Annotated in this window: 19 protein-coding genes; 8 read left to right on the top strand and 11 right to left on the bottom strand. The window is 65.7% G+C overall.

Translation table 11 applies throughout. The features are described from left to right. Positions 1 to 10: 10 nt before the first annotated feature. The 3 genes from EJO71_RS14100 to EJO71_RS14090 form a co-directional block, all read right to left on the bottom strand. On the bottom strand, positions 11 to 376 hold the full coding sequence (locus tag EJO71_RS14100) for a response regulator (protein WP_081271090.1): 366 nt from the start codon (positions 374 to 376) through the stop codon (positions 11 to 13). Next, positions 376 to 774: a response regulator gene (locus EJO71_RS14095; protein WP_019656274.1), complete on the bottom strand. Its 399-nt coding sequence runs from the start codon at positions 772 to 774 to the stop codon at positions 376 to 378. Before EJO71_RS14095 ends, EJO71_RS14100 begins: the two co-directional genes overlap by 1 nt. An 84-nt stretch (positions 775 to 858) precedes the next feature. Beyond that, the gene (locus tag EJO71_RS14090) at positions 859 to 1,029 is read right to left on the bottom strand and encodes a rubredoxin (RefSeq protein ID WP_007838397.1); all 171 of its coding nucleotides are present in this window, start codon (positions 1,027 to 1,029) and stop codon (positions 859 to 861) included. A 111-nt stretch (positions 1,030 to 1,140) separates the two neighbouring features. On the opposite strand from EJO71_RS14090, the gene EJO71_RS14085 reads away from it, so the two are divergent. From EJO71_RS14085 to EJO71_RS14075, 3 genes are all read left to right on the top strand, one after another. Beyond that, entirely contained in the window at positions 1,141 to 2,103 is a 963-nt protein-coding gene (locus EJO71_RS14085; RefSeq protein WP_125949466.1) for a bifunctional hydroxymethylpyrimidine kinase/phosphomethylpyrimidine kinase, read from the top strand. A 123-nt stretch (positions 2,104 to 2,226) separates the two neighbouring features. Further along, a complete protein-coding gene (gene hemL, locus EJO71_RS14080) occupies positions 2,227 to 3,513 on the top strand; it encodes a glutamate-1-semialdehyde 2,1-aminomutase (RefSeq protein WP_125949467.1) in 1,287 nt (428 codons plus the stop codon). A 3-nt stretch (positions 3,514 to 3,516) separates the two neighbouring features. Next, positions 3,517 to 3,999, top strand: coding sequence for a hypothetical protein (locus EJO71_RS14075; RefSeq protein ID WP_125949468.1), 483 nt, complete (start codon positions 3,517 to 3,519; stop codon positions 3,997 to 3,999). Positions 4,000 to 4,017: 18 nt separating this feature from the next. Here the strand turns inward: EJO71_RS14075 and EJO71_RS14070 are convergent, their stop codons facing one another. Continuing rightward, positions 4,018 to 4,461 carry a hypothetical protein gene (locus EJO71_RS14070; RefSeq protein ID WP_125949469.1) on the bottom strand — a complete coding sequence of 148 codons (444 nt, stop codon included), beginning with the start codon at positions 4,459 to 4,461 and terminating at the stop codon, positions 4,018 to 4,020. Between the two features lie 131 nt (positions 4,462 to 4,592). Between EJO71_RS14070 and EJO71_RS14065 the strand changes: the two genes are divergently transcribed. Beyond that, positions 4,593 to 5,309 (top strand): TetR/AcrR family transcriptional regulator, encoded by a 717-nt coding sequence (locus EJO71_RS14065; RefSeq protein WP_125949470.1) that lies wholly within the window; start codon positions 4,593 to 4,595, stop codon positions 5,307 to 5,309. Positions 5,310 to 5,345: 36 nt separating this feature from the next. Here EJO71_RS14065 and purH read toward each other — a convergent pair whose 3' ends face one another. From purH to dusB, 3 genes are read right to left on the bottom strand one after another with little or no spacing between them, the layout of a single operon-like run. Beyond that, on the bottom strand, positions 5,346 to 6,953 hold the full coding sequence (purH, locus tag EJO71_RS14060) for a bifunctional phosphoribosylaminoimidazolecarboxamide formyltransferase/IMP cyclohydrolase (protein WP_125949471.1): 1,608 nt from the start codon (positions 6,951 to 6,953) through the stop codon (positions 5,346 to 5,348). A gap of 16 nt (positions 6,954 to 6,969) precedes the next feature. Then, on the bottom strand, positions 6,970 to 7,206 hold the full coding sequence (locus EJO71_RS14055) for a Fis family transcriptional regulator (protein ID WP_007838304.1): 237 nt from the start codon (positions 7,204 to 7,206) through the stop codon (positions 6,970 to 6,972). Positions 7,207 to 7,223: 17 nt separating this feature from the next. Continuing rightward, a complete protein-coding gene (dusB, locus tag EJO71_RS14050; RefSeq protein ID WP_125949472.1) occupies positions 7,224 to 8,288 on the bottom strand; it encodes a tRNA dihydrouridine synthase DusB in 1,065 nt (354 codons plus the stop codon). Positions 8,289 to 8,463: 175 nt separating this feature from the next. Here dusB and EJO71_RS14045 point away from each other — a divergent pair, with 175 nt between their 5' ends. Further along, positions 8,464 to 8,934: a YqaA family protein gene (locus tag EJO71_RS14045; RefSeq protein WP_125949473.1), complete on the top strand. Its 471-nt coding sequence runs from the start codon at positions 8,464 to 8,466 to the stop codon at positions 8,932 to 8,934. Between the two features lie 18 nt (positions 8,935 to 8,952). On the opposite strand, the gene EJO71_RS14040 is transcribed toward EJO71_RS14045, so the two are convergent. The 4 genes from EJO71_RS14040 to ychF form a co-directional block, all read right to left on the bottom strand. After that, positions 8,953 to 9,627 carry a glutathione S-transferase gene (locus EJO71_RS14040; protein WP_125949474.1) on the bottom strand — a complete coding sequence of 225 codons (675 nt, stop codon included), beginning with the start codon at positions 9,625 to 9,627 and terminating at the stop codon, positions 8,953 to 8,955. Between the two features lie 97 nt (positions 9,628 to 9,724). After that, the gene (locus tag EJO71_RS14035) at positions 9,725 to 9,910 is read right to left on the bottom strand and encodes a hypothetical protein (RefSeq protein ID WP_125949475.1); all 186 of its coding nucleotides are present in this window, start codon (positions 9,908 to 9,910) and stop codon (positions 9,725 to 9,727) included. After that, positions 9,907 to 10,428 carry a zeta toxin family protein gene (locus EJO71_RS14030; RefSeq protein ID WP_125949476.1) on the bottom strand — a complete coding sequence of 174 codons (522 nt, stop codon included), beginning with the start codon at positions 10,426 to 10,428 and terminating at the stop codon, positions 9,907 to 9,909. The genes EJO71_RS14035 and EJO71_RS14030 overlap by 4 nt, the downstream gene beginning before the upstream one ends. 25 nt (positions 10,429 to 10,453) lie before the next feature. Then, positions 10,454 to 11,545: a redox-regulated ATPase YchF gene (gene ychF, locus EJO71_RS14025; protein WP_125949477.1), complete on the bottom strand. Its 1,092-nt coding sequence runs from the start codon at positions 11,543 to 11,545 to the stop codon at positions 10,454 to 10,456. 211 nt (positions 11,546 to 11,756) lie between these two features. On the opposite strand from ychF, the gene EJO71_RS14020 reads away from it, so the two are divergent. The 3 genes from EJO71_RS14020 (at position 11,757) to EJO71_RS14010 (ending at position 15,417) form a co-directional block, all read left to right on the top strand. Beyond that, a complete protein-coding gene (locus tag EJO71_RS14020) occupies positions 11,757 to 12,710 on the top strand; it encodes a sugar ABC transporter substrate-binding protein (protein ID WP_125949478.1) in 954 nt (317 codons plus the stop codon). Positions 12,711 to 12,829: 119 nt separating this feature from the next. After that, complete coding sequence (locus EJO71_RS14015) at positions 12,830 to 14,425, top strand: sugar ABC transporter ATP-binding protein (protein ID WP_125949479.1); 1,596 nt, start codon at positions 12,830 to 12,832, stop codon at positions 14,423 to 14,425. Next, entirely contained in the window at positions 14,422 to 15,417 is a 996-nt protein-coding gene (locus EJO71_RS14010; RefSeq protein WP_125949480.1) for an ABC transporter permease, read from the top strand. Before EJO71_RS14015 ends, EJO71_RS14010 begins: the two co-directional genes overlap by 4 nt. Positions 15,418 to 15,443 lie beyond the last annotated feature (26 nt).

Raw genomic sequence — 15,443 nt, 5'->3', positions numbered from 1 at the left:
AGGCTTTCGCTCAGTTCAGCGCGCTGATCTTGGACATCAGGTCGGCTGCGTTGACCGGCTTCACGATGTAGTCGCGCGCGCCCTGGCGCATGCCCCACACGCGATCGGTTTCCTGGTTCTTGCTCGTGCACAGGATGATCGGGATGGCCGCGTACTTCGGGTCGCGGGCGATGGCGCGCGTGAGCTGGAAGCCGTTCTGGCCGGGCATCACGACGTCCATGAGGATGAGGTCGGGATGCTCTTCCTCGAGGCGGCGCATGGCGTCGTCGGCGTTTTCGGCCGTCTTGACGGCAAAGCCGTTCTTCTGGAGGAGGTCGGTGAGGAACACCAGTTCCGTCTTGGAGTCGTCGACGACGAGGATTTTTCGAATAGGCATTACTGCGCTTCCTGTTGAACGGTGCCAAACTGCTGCACGGCCTGCAGCAGCTGGTCTTTGGTGAAAGGCTTGGTCAGGTAGTCCTGGGAACCGACCATTCGGCCGCGTGCCTTGTCGAATACACCGTCTTTCGAAGACAGCATGACGACCGGGACGTTGGAAAAGTGGGCGTTGCGCTTGATGATGGCGCAGGTCTGATAACCGTCGAGGCGCGGCATCAGGATGTCGCAGAAAATCAGATGCGGCTTGTGGTCGTTAACCTTGGAGAGCGCGTCGAAGCCGTCTTCGGCAAGAAGAACCTCATGCCCACCCTGCTTCAGAAAAATCTCGGCACTGCGCCGGATGGTGTTGCTGTCGTCGATGACGAGCACCTTGTAACCTGATCCATTCGGGCCCATTGCAAACGCTCCTGCTCATGAGACTTGGAAGCCCGCCGCGCCGAACATCGACGCAGACCGCGTAGCTCTATCTATGCCATGCTTTCAGATTTCAACCATTTCGAAGTCTTCCTTGCGCGCACCGCACTCAGGACAGGTCCAGTTCATCGGCACATCGGCCCAGGCCGTGCCTGCCGCGATGCCGTCTTCCGGTACACCAACCGCTTCGTCATAGATCCACCCACAAATCAGGCACATCCAAGTTTTCGTATTCATCGGAGCTTAAAGTCCTTGTTCATTAAATGCAACGAGTGTATCTATGCGTATCTCACTGGCAGACCGTAAACGTCGCGCCTATGCCACCATCCAGGGGATTCCGCACGGCGTATGACCATCTACTTACTTCCAGCAGACAGCGCCCGCAAACCGGGCGATCTTAACGACCCCTCGCAGGACGACGGCGAACTGGCCGAACGCGACCTGAATCCCCCCTGCGTGCTGGTCTTCAATGCCAGCGATCCCAGCGGTGCGGGCGGCCTGGGGGCCGACGCCCTGGCCATGGGGTCGGTAGGCGCACACATCCTGCCGGTCGTCACGGGCGCATATGCCCGCGACACGGCAGAGATTTTCGACCACTTCCCCTTCGACGAGGAAGCCATTGCCGAGCAGGCGCGCTCGATCCTGGAGGACGTGGAAGTCCAGCTGATCAAGGTGGGCTTTGCCGGCACCACGGAGGCCCTGAGCACCATCGCGGAAACCGCCGCCGACTATCCGGAGGTGCCCGTGGTGGCCTACATGCCCAACCTGTCGTGGTGGGACGAGAACCTGATCGAGCCCTATCTGGACGCTTTCCGGGAGCTGGTTCTGCCCCAGACGACAGTGTTGGTTGGAAACCACAGCACCCTCTGGCGCTGGCTTCTTCCGGACTGGAACGGCGACCGCCCGCCCGGCGCGCGCGACATCGCCAAGGCCGCCGGCGAATTCGGCGTGCCCTACACGCTGGTAACCGGCTTGGTGCTGCCCGACCAGTTCATCGACAACGTGCTGGCCTCGCCGCAGTCGGTGCTCGCCAGCGAGAAGTACGAGCGGCTCGAGGCCGTCTTCGCCGGCGCCGGCGACACCCTGTCGGCCGCGCTGGCTGCCCTGCTCGCGAGCGGCACCGACCTCGTGGCCGCGACCACCGAGGCGCTGGCCTACATGGACCGCTGCCTCGACGCGGGCTTCCGCCCCGGCATGGGCCACGTGCTGCCCGACCGCCTGTTCTGGGCCGAGCCCGAGGACGACGAAGACGGCGAAGACCCCGACACCCCGCCCGATTTCGCCCTCCCCCCCCACGACACCCGACACTGAGATGTTTGCTCGCCCCCAGGCTACCCGCACTGCGTGTCGGTCCGCCTACCCCCTACCGGGGGCGGGCCGGCCGCTTCGGGCGGCCGTGCGCGGCGGCCCTCACTGAAAAAATCCTTGAACCTGATGCCACACACTGACCGCAACGACATTCTTTTCGAGCGCGCCCGCGCCGTGATCCCCGGGGGCGTCAACTCGCCCGTGCGCGCCTTCAAGGCGGTGGGAGGCACGCCCCGCTTCATCCAGCGCGCGCAGGGCGCCTACTTCTGGGACGCCAACGACAAGCGCTACATCGACTACATCGGCTCCTGGGGCCCGATGATCCTCGGCCACGGCCACCCCGCCGTGGTCGAGGCCGTGCAGAAGGCCGTGCTCGAGGGCTTCTCGTACGGCGCGCCGACCGAACGCGAGATCGAACTGGCCGAGGCCATCCTCGCCCTGGTGCCGTCGATGGAGATGGTGCGGCTCGTGAGCTCGGGCACCGAGGCCGCGATGAGCGCGCTGCGGCTGGCGCGCGGCGCCACCGGCCGCAAGAGCATCGTCAAGTTCGAGGGCTGCTACCACGGCCACGCCGACGCGCTGCTGGTGAAGGCCGGCTCCGGCCTCGCCACCTTCGGCAACCCGACCTCCGCCGGCGTGCCGCCCGAGGTGGTACAGCACACCATCGTGCTCGAGTACAACAACCTGCAGCAGCTCGAGGAAGCCTTCGCGCTGCACGGCAAGGACATCGCCTGCCTGATGATCGAAGCCATCGCCGGCAACATGAACTTCGTGCGCGCCACGCCCGAGTTCGCCAAGCGCTGCCGCGAGCTCTGCACGCAGCACGGCGCGCTGCTGGTGTTCGACGAGGTGATGACGGGCTTTCGCGTCGGCCTGCACGGCGCGCAAGGCGTGCTGGGCATCAAGCCCGACCTTACCGTGCTGGGCAAGGTCATCGGCGGCGGCATGCCGCTGGCGGCCTTCGGCGGCCCGCGCGCGATCATGGAACAGCTCGCGCCGCTGGGCCCGGTCTACCAGGCCGGCACGCTGTCGGGCAACCCGGTGGCCACCGCCTGCGGTCTCGCCACGCTGAAAGAGATAGCGAAACCCGGCTTCTACGAAGCGCTCGGCAAGAAGACGCGCTCGCTGGTCGACGGCCTGAAGGCCGCGGCGAAGGCCGAAGGCCGGCCCTTCAACGCCGACAGCGAAGGCGGCATGTTCGGCTTCTTCCTGATGAACGAGCTGCCGCAAAACTATGCCACCGTGATGACAACCGACAACGCGAAATTCAATGCGTTGTTTCACGGTTTGCTGGATCGCGGCGTGTATATTGCCCCCGCGCTTTACGAGGCAGGCTTCGTGAGCGCAGCCCACAGCGATGACGACATCGCCGCCACCATCGAAGCAGCACGACAAATCTTCAGGACACCCTAGCCCATGAACTCCCTGCGCACGTTGCCGGTCTTGAGCATCGCTCTCCTCATTCCCGGCTTCGCGGCAGCGCAGGAGTCCTTCGACCCGAATAACATCTGGATCAACCCGGGCTTCTATTCGGCTCACTTCGACGGCGGCAAGGGCCTGGAGAACGTCAACCAGGGGCTGGGCTTCGAGTACCCGCTGAACGACACCTTCCGTGTCACCGCGGGCACCTTCCGCAACAGCGATCGCCGGCAGTCGAACTACGTGGGCCTGTACGCGCTGCCCTTCGAGTTCTATGGCGTGAAGTTCGGTGCGGTGGTGGGCGGCTTCGACGGCTACCCGAACTACCGCAACGGCAACTGGTTCCCGGCCATCCTTCCGGTGGCGGCCATCGAAGGCAAGAACTGGGGCCTCAATATCGCCTACGTGCCGACGATCAAGAACCGGCTGTACGGTGCGGTCACCTTCCAGCTCAAATACCGCTTCGGCACGCACGAGTAAGCCCCAGCGGGCTGGCGCCTAGCGGGTCGTGACCTTCACGAGCCGCGTCACGGGCTTGCCGTCCACAAGGATCGGCCTGTGGTGATCATCGGCCAGCAGGATTCCGATCACGTGTTCCCCCGTCGGTGACGGGCACGGGCCGAAGCGCGCCTTGATCAGCTCTCCACCGAAATCGCTGTTCATGCTGTTGTAGGGACGGCCCGGCAGGTTGCAGGTGTCGCCCTCGGGATCGATCTTCATGTGGATGTGGCCGCAGCGCCTGTCGCTGCCGCACTGCCCGGCCGCCAGCAGCCTGTAGTTGCTCTGCACGACCACGCCGATGGCGCGCTCGGCATCGCTGCCCAGTTGCACGGTGGAGCCCTCGGGCGGCCAGACGATCTGCAATGTCGGCGCGGATTCCTGGGCCGATGCCGCACCTGCCCAGAGGGCCGCGGCGAACAGAAAAGCAAGACGGATGCGCATGGAAACTCCAGTCGAAATGATGAGTGAAGAAATCGGATTGCCGCATCATGTAATCAATGCATACATCGCGGCGAAGCGCAGTCTAGCGCAAAATAAGCATTGATTACATGGACTGATGCAAGCTCCACCGCATGGCCACCCGCTCTTCTTCTCCGCCCGCCCCCGAAACCCGCGCCTATCACCACGGCAACCTGCGTGAAGCTCTGATCGAAGCAGCCGTGGAGCTGATCGAACGCGACGGGCTCGACAAGCTCAGCGTGCGCGAGGCCGCCAAGCGCGCAGGCGTGTCGCCGGGCGCGCCCTTTCGGCACTTCGCCACCAAGACCGCGCTGCTGACGGCGGTGGCCGAGCAGGCGACCCAACGGCTGCGCGCGCATGTGGAAGAGGCTGTGGCGACCGCGGCCGACGCACCGCCGCTGGTGCTCTTCGGCGCCATAGGCCACGCCTACATCGAATGGGCGCGCACGAACCCGACGCACTTCCGTGTCATCAGCGAACGCTCGCTGATCGACTACGACAGCTCACCGAGCCTGCGCAGCGACAACGAAACGATCCGTGCGCAGATGCGCAAGCTGTTCGACGAAGCCTTCGCACAGAACGGCAATGCGTCGAGTGCCGATGCCGCGCATGCGCAGATCGCCGCGCGCGCGCTGGTCTACGGCCTGGCGCGCATGGCGGTGGATGGTCACTTTCCGGAATGGAGCCTGTCGCGCCAGTCGACCGCGAAGACGATGGCGGGCACGCTGGACTTCTTCATGTCGCTGCTGGCGGGCGCCGCGCAGGCTGGCGACGAGGCCGTACCGGCCAAGAAAAAAGCCGGGTCGCGTACGCCAGCGGCAAAACGCTAGCGAACGGCCCGGCCGCACCGCTTCAGCGGCGGGATCTCAATGGCGGAAGTGGCGCACGCCCGACAGCACCATCACCACGCCGCGCTCGTCGGCGGCGTCGATCACTTCCTGGTCTCGCATCGAGCCGCCCGGCTGAATCACGCAGCTCGCGCCCGCATCGACCACCACGTCGAGGCCGTCGCGGAACGGGAAGAAGGCGTCGCTGGCCACGGCCGTGTCCTTCAGCGACAGGCCTGCATGCTCGGCCTTGATGCTGGCGATGCGCGCCGAATCGAGGCGGCTCATCTGGCCCGCGCCCACGCCCATCGTCATGCCGTTGGCGCAGAACACGATCGCGTTGCTCTTCACGTACTTCGCGACCTTCCATGCGAACAGCAGGTCCTGCAGCTGCTGTGGTGTGGGCTGCTTCTTGCTGACCACCTTGAGGTCGCTCGCCGCGAGTTCGTGGTTGTCGGCCGTCTGGATCAGCAGGCCCGAGCCGACGCGCTTCACGTCCATCGCGTTGCGGCCGTTGTCCCAGTCGGTAGCTCCGCCCTTGGGCAGCGCGATCTCGAGCACGCGCACGTTGAGCTTGGCCTTGGTGGCCTGGAACACTTCGAGCGCCTCGGGCGTGTAGCCCGGCGCCATCAGCACTTCGACGAACTGCTTGGCGATTTCCTGCGCGGTCGCGCCGTCCACAGGGCGGTTGAAGGCGATGATGCCGCCGAAGGCCGAGGTCGGATCAGTCTTGAAAGCCTTCGAGTAAGCCTCGGCCGCATCCTTGCCGATGGCAACGCCGCAGGGATTGGCGTGCTTCACGATCACGCAGGCCGGCACGTCGAAGCTCTTCACGCATTCCCACGCCGCGTCGGCATCGGCGATGTTGTTGTAGCTCAGCTCCTTGCCTTGCAGCTGCTTCGCCGACACCAGCGAGCCGGGCGCCGGGTACAGGTCGCGGTAGAACGCGGCCTGCTGGTGCGGGTTCTCGCCGTAGCGCAGGTCCTGCACCTTCACGAAGCGGCCATTGCTCTGCGCCGGGAACAGCGAGCGCTTGGGCGCGGGCTGGCCGATGCTGGCGTCGAAGTCGATGGCAGAGAGGTAGTCGCTGATCGCACCGTCGTAGTCGGCGATGCGGTTGAACGCGGCCACCGAGAACGCGAACTTGGTCTTGTCGCTGAGCTTGCCGTCGGCCTTCAGTTCGGCCAGCGCCACCGCGTATTGCGACGCGTCGGTCAGCACGCCCACGTCCTTCCAGTTCTTGGCCGCGCTGCGCACCATGGCCGGACCGCCGATGTCGATGTTCTCGATCGCGTCTTCCAGCGTGCAGCCGGGCTTGGCCACGGTGGCCTCGAACGGATACAGGTTGACCACCAGAAGGTCGATGGTGTCGATGCCGTGTTCCTTGATGGCGGCCACGTGCGCGGGCAGGTCGCGGCGCGCGAGCAGGCCGCCGTGGATCTTCGGGTGCAGCGTCTTCACGCGGCCGTCGAGCATTTCGGGAAAGCCGGTGTGGTCGGCCACCTCGGTGACGGGCAGGCCGGCATCGGCCAGCAGCTTGGCGGTGCCGCCGGTGGACAGCAACTTGATGCCCAGCGCATGCAGCGCCTGGGCGAATTCGAGAATGCCGGTCTTGTCGGAAACGGAGATGAGTGCAGTCTGGGCCATTGGATATGCCGTGGAGTTATTTCAAAAGTTTGTGCTCGACCAATTTCTTGCGGAGCGTATTGCGATTCAGGCCCAACCACTGCGCGGCCTTCGACTGGTTGCCCTCGGCGCGCGTCATCACGACATCGAGCAAGGGTTTCTCGACCACGCGCACGAGCATTTCGTACATGCCGTCGGGTTCGGTGCCGCGCAGATCGCGAAAGTAGCTGTCCAGACTGGTGCGCACGCAGTCCTCGATATGTTTCTTGCTCATTGCTTCTTCTCTTTTTTTCAATCGACGGCGCAGGCCGCCTCCTCTTCACCCGGCGACGCCTCTTCGTCCGCCAGGTGCTGCACGGGCATGCGGTCCATGCGGTCCGCAAGCCCGTCGAAATAGTCGCCGACCGCGCGCAGCTGCTCGGCACAGTCCTCGATGAGATTCATGCGTGCGCGGAACGCTTCGCCGTCGGGCAGCGTGCGCACGTACCAGCCGATGTGCTTGCGCGCCGTGCGCACACCGCTGTAGTCGCCGTAGAGCGCATAGTGCTCCACGAGATGGTCGAGCAGCAAGCGGCGCACTTCCACCACCAGCGGTGGCGCGCGATGCGTGCCGGTTTCCAGGAAGTGCGCAATCTCGCGGAAGATCCACGGGCGGCCCTGCGCAGCGCGGCCGACCATCACGGCGTCGGCGCCGGTGGCCGCGAGCACGTCGCGCGCCTTCTCGGGCGAGCGGATGTCGCCGTTGGCCACCACCGGAATGCGCACCGCGGCCTTCACGGCGGCAATGGTTTCGTATTCGGCAAAGCCCTTGTAGCCCTGCTCGCGCGTGCGCCCATGCACGGTGAGCATCTGCACGCCGGCCGATTCGAAGTCGCGCGCGAGCTTCACCGCGTTGCGGTGTTCTTCGCTCCAGCCGGTGCGCATCTTGAGCGTGACCGGCACGCCGAAGGGCTGGGCGGCATCGACCACCGCCTGCACGATCTCGAGCGCCAGCGGCTCGTCGCGCATCAATGCAGAGCCCGCCCATTTGTTGCAGACCTTCTTGGCCGGGCAACCCATGTTGATGTCGATGATCTGCGCACCGCGCTCGATGTTGTAGACCGTAGCCTCGGCCATCATGGCCGCATCGGTGCCTGCGATCTGCACCGCAATGGGGCCTGGCTCGCCATCATGGTTCGCGCGGCGCGATGTCTTGAGCGAGCCCCAGAGCTCCTTGCGCGACGTGACCATCTCGCTGACCGCATAACCGGCGCCGAGCTCGCGGCACAGCATGCGGAAGGGCCGGTCCGTCACGCCGGCCATGGGCGCGACGAACAGGCGGTTTTCCAGCGTGTGGTTGCCGATCTGCAAGGTCATTTTGAAAGGGGAGCGTGCGCGTTCGGCTGCTGAAAAATGAGGCACGATTGTAGCCACGCCGCATTTCAGCGACTGAAACGATTTGCGCCCTGGGTACCCGTACAAACACCGGTGCGTTCCGGGGCTTTCTCCAGTGCGGTTGCAGCACCGCCGCTGCCTATACTGCGCCGACCTTATGGAAGCCTGGCTCGATTCACTCTTGGCGCTGCTGGCATTGCCGCAGTACGGTCTCTCGACCTTGTTCGTGGCGGCGTTCGTCTCGGCCACGCTTCTGCCGGTGGGCTCCGAGCCCTTTCTCTTCGGGTTGCTCAAGCTCAACCCCGAGATGTTCTGGCCAGCCATCGCAGTGGCGACCGTAGGCAACACGCTGGGCGGCGCAGTCGACTGGTGGATGGGCTACGGCGCGCACAAGGTGGCCGACAAATACTCGCACTCGAAACACCATGTGCGCGTTCTGGGCTGGCTCGAGAAGCTCGGCCCGAAGGCCTGCCTGCTGAGCTGGCTGCCGCTGGTGGGCGACCCGCTGTGCGCGGTGGCAGGCTGGCTCAAGCTGCCCTTCTGGCCTTGCGTGGCCTACATGGCCATCGGGAAGTTCCTGCGCTACGTCACGATGACGGTTGCGCTGCTGTACGTGTTCCCGTCCTGAGGCCCGGACTCCGGCCCCTCAGTTCAGCAGTTCGTAGGGCCCGCCACGTTCGAGTGCGCGCTTGTACGCGGGACGCGCATGGATGCGCTCCAGGTACGCCAGCAGCTTCGGCCGCTTCGCATCGAGCCCGCCGCGCGCCCGGGAGGCCTCGACCACGAAGCTCATCTGGATGTCCGCGCCGGTGAACGCGTCGCCCGCGAACCACTCGCTCTTGCCGAGCTCGGCTTCCATGTAGTTCAGGTGGCTCGCGATGTTCGGATTGATGAACGCCGACTTCGTCTTTGCCGCGATGGCCTTGGCGATCGGCTTCGCGAAGAAGGGCATCTTTGCAGTCTCGAGGCGATCGAACACCAGCTTGAGCAGCAGTGGCGACATCGCGGTGCCTTCGGCGAAATGCAGCCAGTAGCGATAGCGCAACGCGTCCGGCGAATCTGCTGCAGGTGCAAGGCGACCGTTACCGTAGCGCTCGATCAGCGTCTCGATGATCGCGCCCGATTCCGCGAGCGTCTGTCCGTCATCCGTCGTGACAACCGGTGACTTTCCCAGCGGATGAATGGCCCGCAGCGAAGCGGGCGCCAACATGGTTTGAGGATCGCGCTGGTAGTGAACGATCTCGTAGGGCAACTCCAGCTCTTCGAGCAGCCAGAGCACGCGCTGCGAGCGCGAGTTGTTGAGGTGGTGGACGGTGAGCATGTGTGTGGGACTGGCAAGGAAAGTCGGGGCGCGCGGAGTCTATCCAACAAACCGGCGCAGCCACCGGGCCAGCAACAGCAGGTGCCGGCGTCCCGGCCTACTTCACTCCGGCCTTGCGCAGTTCTTCGGCCGTGATGCGAACCGGCTTCTGGCCTCGCTGCACCACGATGGCAGTGTTGGTGCGCACCGCGGCTTCACGCGCCGCCCGCGCGGCACGCCGGATCGCGATCAGCGAAGCTGCCAGATCCTTGTCCTTTGCTTTCGCAAGTTGATCACTGATCACGATGCTTCTCCCCATTCGATGAGAGCCGGCTCTTCGCCGGCGTTGTCGTAGAGCGCCCACGCATCCACTGCGGCACGATAGCTGTCTTCGAAGTTGCGACGCCCCGCATCGAAGCGGCGACGAATCACATCTTCAGGGATGTGATGCCCGCCCTGCCGGACACGCTCCGCCACGCGCGCTATTGCGAATTCTGCAGTCGGGAGAGCCAGAAAGAAAAGGCTCACGTGATAGCCCGACGCCTTCCACGCACCGATGTGACGCAGATAGCTCAGACCCGCCAGCGTGGTCTCGAATGCAAAGCTCTCCCGGCGCCGGACGCACTCTGCGATCTCTTCCAGCATCAGGCGACCGGCCTTGATTGCTTCCGCTTCCGGAGCGAAAGGCGAAAGCCCCGCGGCAATGAGGTCGGCGTTGATGAAGCGCGAGACCTGCGCCTCCTGAGGAAGGAAGGCGCGGGCGAAGGTGGTCTTGCCCGCGCCGTTGGGGCCCGCAATGATGACGATCTTGGGACTGCTCATCAGCGGGGCATTCTCCCGGCGGGAATCAGGAGCTGAAAAGGAAGTTCATCACGTCGCCATCCTTGACGACGTATTCCTTGCCTTCCGAACGCATCTTCCCCGCGTCCTTCGCGCCCTGCTCGCCCTTGAAGGCGATGTAGTCCTCGAACGCGATGGTCTGGGCGCGGATGTAGCCCTTCTCGAAGTCGCCGTGGATCACGCCGGCGGCCTGCGGGCCGGTGTCGCCGATGTGGATGGTCCAGGCGCGCACTTCCTTCACGCCGGCGGTGAAGTAGGTCTGCAGGCCCAGCAGCTTGAAGGCGGCGCGGATCAGGCGGTTCAGGCCCGGTTCTTCCTGGCCGATTTCGGCGAGGAACATCTTCTTGTCCTCATCGTCCATCTCGGCCAGGTCGGCTTCGATCTTGGCGCAGATGGCGACCACGGGCGCGCCCTGCTTGGCCGCGTATTCGCGCAGGCGGTCGAGGTACGGGTTGTTCTCGAAGCCGTCTTCCGCCACGTTGCCCACGAACATCGCGGGCTTGGCGGTGATCAGCGTGAAGCTCTTGACCAGCGGCTGTTCTTCCTTGGTGAACTCGAGCGCGCGCACCGGCGTGTTCTCGTTCAGCGCGGCCTGGCAGCGTTCGAGCAGGCCGACGAGCTTCTGCGCGTCCTTGTCGCCCGAGCGGGCCACCTTGGTGTGGCGGTGCAGCGCCTTCTCGACCGTGGCCAGGTCGGCCAGGCACAGCTCGGTCTGGATCACTTCGATGTCGGAGATCGGGTCGACCTTGCCGGCCACGTGCACCACGTTCTCGTCGTCGAAGCAGCGCACCACGTTCACGGTGGCATCGGTCTCGCGGATGTGGGCCAGGAACTTGTTGCCCAGGCCTTCACCGGTGCTGGCGCCGGCCACCAGACCGGCGATGTCGACGAACTCGACGATGGCGGGCACCACGCGCTCGGGCTTGACGATCTCGGCGAGCTGGTCGAGGCGGGGGTCGGGCACTTCCACCACGCCCACGTTGGGCTCGATGGTGCAGAAGGGATAGTTTTCCGCCGCGATGCCGGCCTTGGTCAACGCATTGAAAAGGGTGGATTTACCGACATTGGGCAGGCCGACGATGCCGCATTGCAAACTCATGGGAGGTCCTCTTGGGTAACCCGCAATTTTAGGCGAGCATGTCTCCATGCCCGTTCGACAGGTCTTCGAGCCGCCGCAAACCGCCTTCGTCGATCAGGGTTAGCACCGACTGGCAAACGTTTGCGCAAACGTTTCCGTCAGTTAACATCGGCGCCCCGGCCAAGACCGGCGCACCGTTGTTCCGATCAACCAATCCCAGGAGACATTCACCATGAAGTTCACCCGCCGTACCCTGCAAAGCGCTGCCGCACTGACGCTGCTGGGCGCCATGGCCGGAACGCCCGCCTTCGCCCAGGACAAGCCCAAGGTCGCGCTGGTCATGAAGTCGCTGGCCAACGAGTTCTTCCGCACCATGGAAGACGGCGCCAAGGCGCACCAGAAGGCCAACGCCGCCCAATACACGCTGGTGGCCAACGGCATCAAGGACGAGACCGACACCGCCGCCCAGATCAAGATGGTCGAGCAGATGGTGGCGCAGAAGATCAACGCGCTGGTCATCGCGCCGGCCGATTCGAAGGCGCTGGTGCCGGTGGTCAAGGCGGCCATCGACAAGGGCATCCTGGTGGTCAACATCGACAACCAGTTCGACGCCGCGGCACTGAAGGAAAAGGGCATCCAGGTGCCTTTCGTCGGCCCCGACAACCGCGCCGGCGCCAAGCTGGTGGGCGACGCGCTCGCCAAGGAGCTGAAGGCCGGCGACAAGGTCGGCATCATCGAAGGCGTGTCGACCACCTTCAATGCGCAGCAGCGCACGCTGGGTTATCAAGATGCGATGAAGGCCGCTGGCGTGACGGTGGTGGGCGTGCAGTCGGGCCAGTGGGAAATCGACAAGGGCAACACGGTCGCCGCCGGCATGATGCGCGAGCACCCCGACCTGAAGGCGCTGCTCGCCGGCAACGACAGCATGGCGCTGGGCGCCGTGGCCGCGGTCAAGGCAGCCGGCAAGACCGGCAAGGTGCTGGTCGTTGGCTACGACAACATCGGCGCCATCAAGCCCATGCTGAAGGACGGCCGCGTGCTCGCCACGGCCGACCAGTTCGCCGCCAAGCAGGCCGTGTTCGGCATCGAGACCGCGCTGAAGGCCATCGCCGACAAGAAGAAGCAGTCGGAGATGCCCGCCGAGGTGAAGACCGACGTGGTGCTGGTCACCAAAGATTCGAAGTAGATGTTGCTCGCCCCCAGGCTTCGCGCACTTCGTGTCGCTTCGCCAACCCCCTACCGGGGGCAACACCAACGGCCCGGCAAAGCCGGTTCCGTGGTGTTTCTGGAATAAGGTTGCCATCGATGGCTAACAACAATCGCAGCGCGCCAGTGCTTTCGCTCACCAACATCGGCAAGGACTATGCGGCGCCGGTGCTGGACGACGTCTCGCTCGTGCTCAACGCTGGCGAAGTGCTGGCCCTCACGGGCGAGAACGGCGCCGGCAAGAGCACGCTGTCGAAGATCGTCTGCGGCCTGGTGCAGCCCACGCGCGGCCAGATGCTGCTCGACGGCAAGCCTTTTGCGCCCGGCTCGCGCCGCGATGCCGAGCGGCTGGGCGTGCGCATGGTCATGCAGGAGCTCGGCCTCGTCACCACGCTGTCGGTGGCCGAGAACCTGCTGCTCGACCGCCTGCCCAACAAGACCGGCTGGATCCGCCGCGCCAAGCTGCACGAGCTGGCCGCGCGCCAGCTCGCGAAGATCGGCATGGAGAACATCGACCCGGCCACGCCCGTGGCGCGGCTGGGCATCGGCCAGCAGCAGATGGTGGAGATCGCGCGCAACCTGCTGGACGACACGCGCGTGCTGGTGCTCGACGAGCCCACCGCCATGCTCACCCCGCGCGAAACCTCGCACCTGTTCGAGCAGATCGACCTGCTGAAGGCGCGCGGCGTGGCCATCGTCTACGTTTCTCACCGCCTCGAAGAGCTTCAGCGCATCGCCGACCGCGTGGCGGTGCTGCGCGACGGCCGGCTGGTGGACGTGCGCGCCATGGCCGGCGTGCGCGAATCCGAGCTGGTGCAGCGCATGGTCGGCCGCGAGGTGCACGAGCACGAGGGCCGCGACCGCCGCGTGGCGGGCCCCCTGCTGCTGAGTGCGCGCGGCATCGGTCGGGCGCAGGTCGTGCGCGACGTCGACATCGACCTGCACGCGGGCGAAGTCATGGGCCTGGCCGGCCTGGTCGGCTCGGGCCGGACCGAGCTTGTACGGCTGCTGTTCGGCGCCGACCGCGCCGATCGCGGCGAGATCACGCTCCATGAAAACAACCAGCCCGTGCAGCACGCGCGCAAGGGCTGGCGCTCGCCGATGCAGGCCATCCGCGCCGGCATCGGCCTGGTCACCGAAGACCGCAAGTCGCAGGGCCTGCTGCTGCCGCAATCGATCCGCGTCAACGCCACGCTGAGCGACCTGGGCGCGATCTCGCACGCAGGCTGGCTGCAGCGCGCAAAGGAACGCGGCATCGCGCAGAAGCTGGTGGAACTGCTGCGCATCCGCTCGCGCAGCATCGAGCAGCCGGTTTCCACGCTCAGCGGTGGCAACCAGCAGAAGGTGGTTTTCGCGCGCTGGCTGCATCGCGAATGCAAGGTGCTGCTGCTCGACGAACCCACGCGCGGCGTGGACGTGGGCGCACGCGCCGACCTGTATGCCGAACTCGACCGCATGACCGACGCCGGCAAGGCCCTGCTGATGGTGTCGAGCGACCTGCGCGAGCTGATGGCCATGTGCGACCGCATCGGCGTGATGAGCGCCGGCCGCCTCGTCGCCGTGTTCGAGCGCGGCGAGTGGACCGAGCAATCGCTGCTAGCCGCAGCATTCAGCGACGCGACAGGACGCGCCGCCAACCCGCCGACGGTATCTCCCGTTTCCGTTCCGACCCCGGTCACCGCCGACACACCATGAACGCTGCCGCCCCCCCAACCTCCACCCCGAAGCCCTCGCCTTCCGCGCTCAAGGGCCAGCTCGGCACCTACCTGGGCCTGACGGTCGTGCTCGTGGGCATGATCGCGCTCTTCGGATCGCTCAGCGAATACTTCCTGACGCGCGAGACCTTCGTCTCCATCGCGAACGAGATTCCCGCGTTGGCCGTCATGGCGGTCGGCATGACCTTCGTGCTGATCATCGCGGGCATCGACCTGTCGGTGGGCTCGGTGCTGGCGCTGAGCGCGGCCGTCACGGCGGCCGCCATCCTCGAATGGAAGCTCTCGGTGCCGCTGGCCGCGGCGCTCGGCCTGGCCACCGGGCTGGTCTGCGGCACGGTCACCGGCGCGGTGTCGGTGGCGTGGCGGCTGCCGAGCTTCATCGTGTCGCTGGGCATGCTCGAGGCGGTGCGCGGCGGCGCCTACCTCGTGACCGATTCGCGCACGCAGTACGTGGGCGACGCCATCTCGGGCCTGGCCGCGCCGTGGGTCGGCGGCATCTCGGCGGCCTTCGTGCTGGCGGTGCTGCTGGTGATCGCCGGGCAGATGGTGCTCACGCGCACCGTGTTCGGCCGCCACGTGGTGGGCATCGGCACCAATGAAGAAGCGATGCGCCTGGCGGGCGTCGACCCGCGCCCGATCCGCATCATCGTGTTCGCCGTCACCGGGCTGCTGGCCGGGCTCGCGGGCCTGATGCAGTCGGCGCGCCTCGAGGCCGCCGACCCGAACGCCGGCGTCGGCATCGAGCTGCAGGTGATCGCGGCCGTGGTCATCGGCGGAACCAGCCTGATGGGCGGGCGCGGCTCGGTCATCAACACCTTCTTCGGCGTGCTGATCATCGCGGTGCTGGAAGCAGGCCTTGCGCAAGTCGGGGCGAGCGAACCGAGCAAACGCATCATCACCGGCGCGGTGATCGTCGTGGCCGTCATCATCGACACGCTGCGCCAGCGCCGCGCGGAACGCCGGCTGGCCTGACGACGCCCCTCATCCAGGAACAGGAA

The organism is Variovorax sp. 679 (assembly GCF_003952185.1).
Taxonomy (GTDB): Bacteria; Pseudomonadota; Gammaproteobacteria; order Burkholderiales; family Burkholderiaceae_C; genus Variovorax.
The sequence above is the reverse complement of the archived record's forward strand: the minus strand, read 5'-3'. Positions and strand labels throughout refer to the sequence as shown.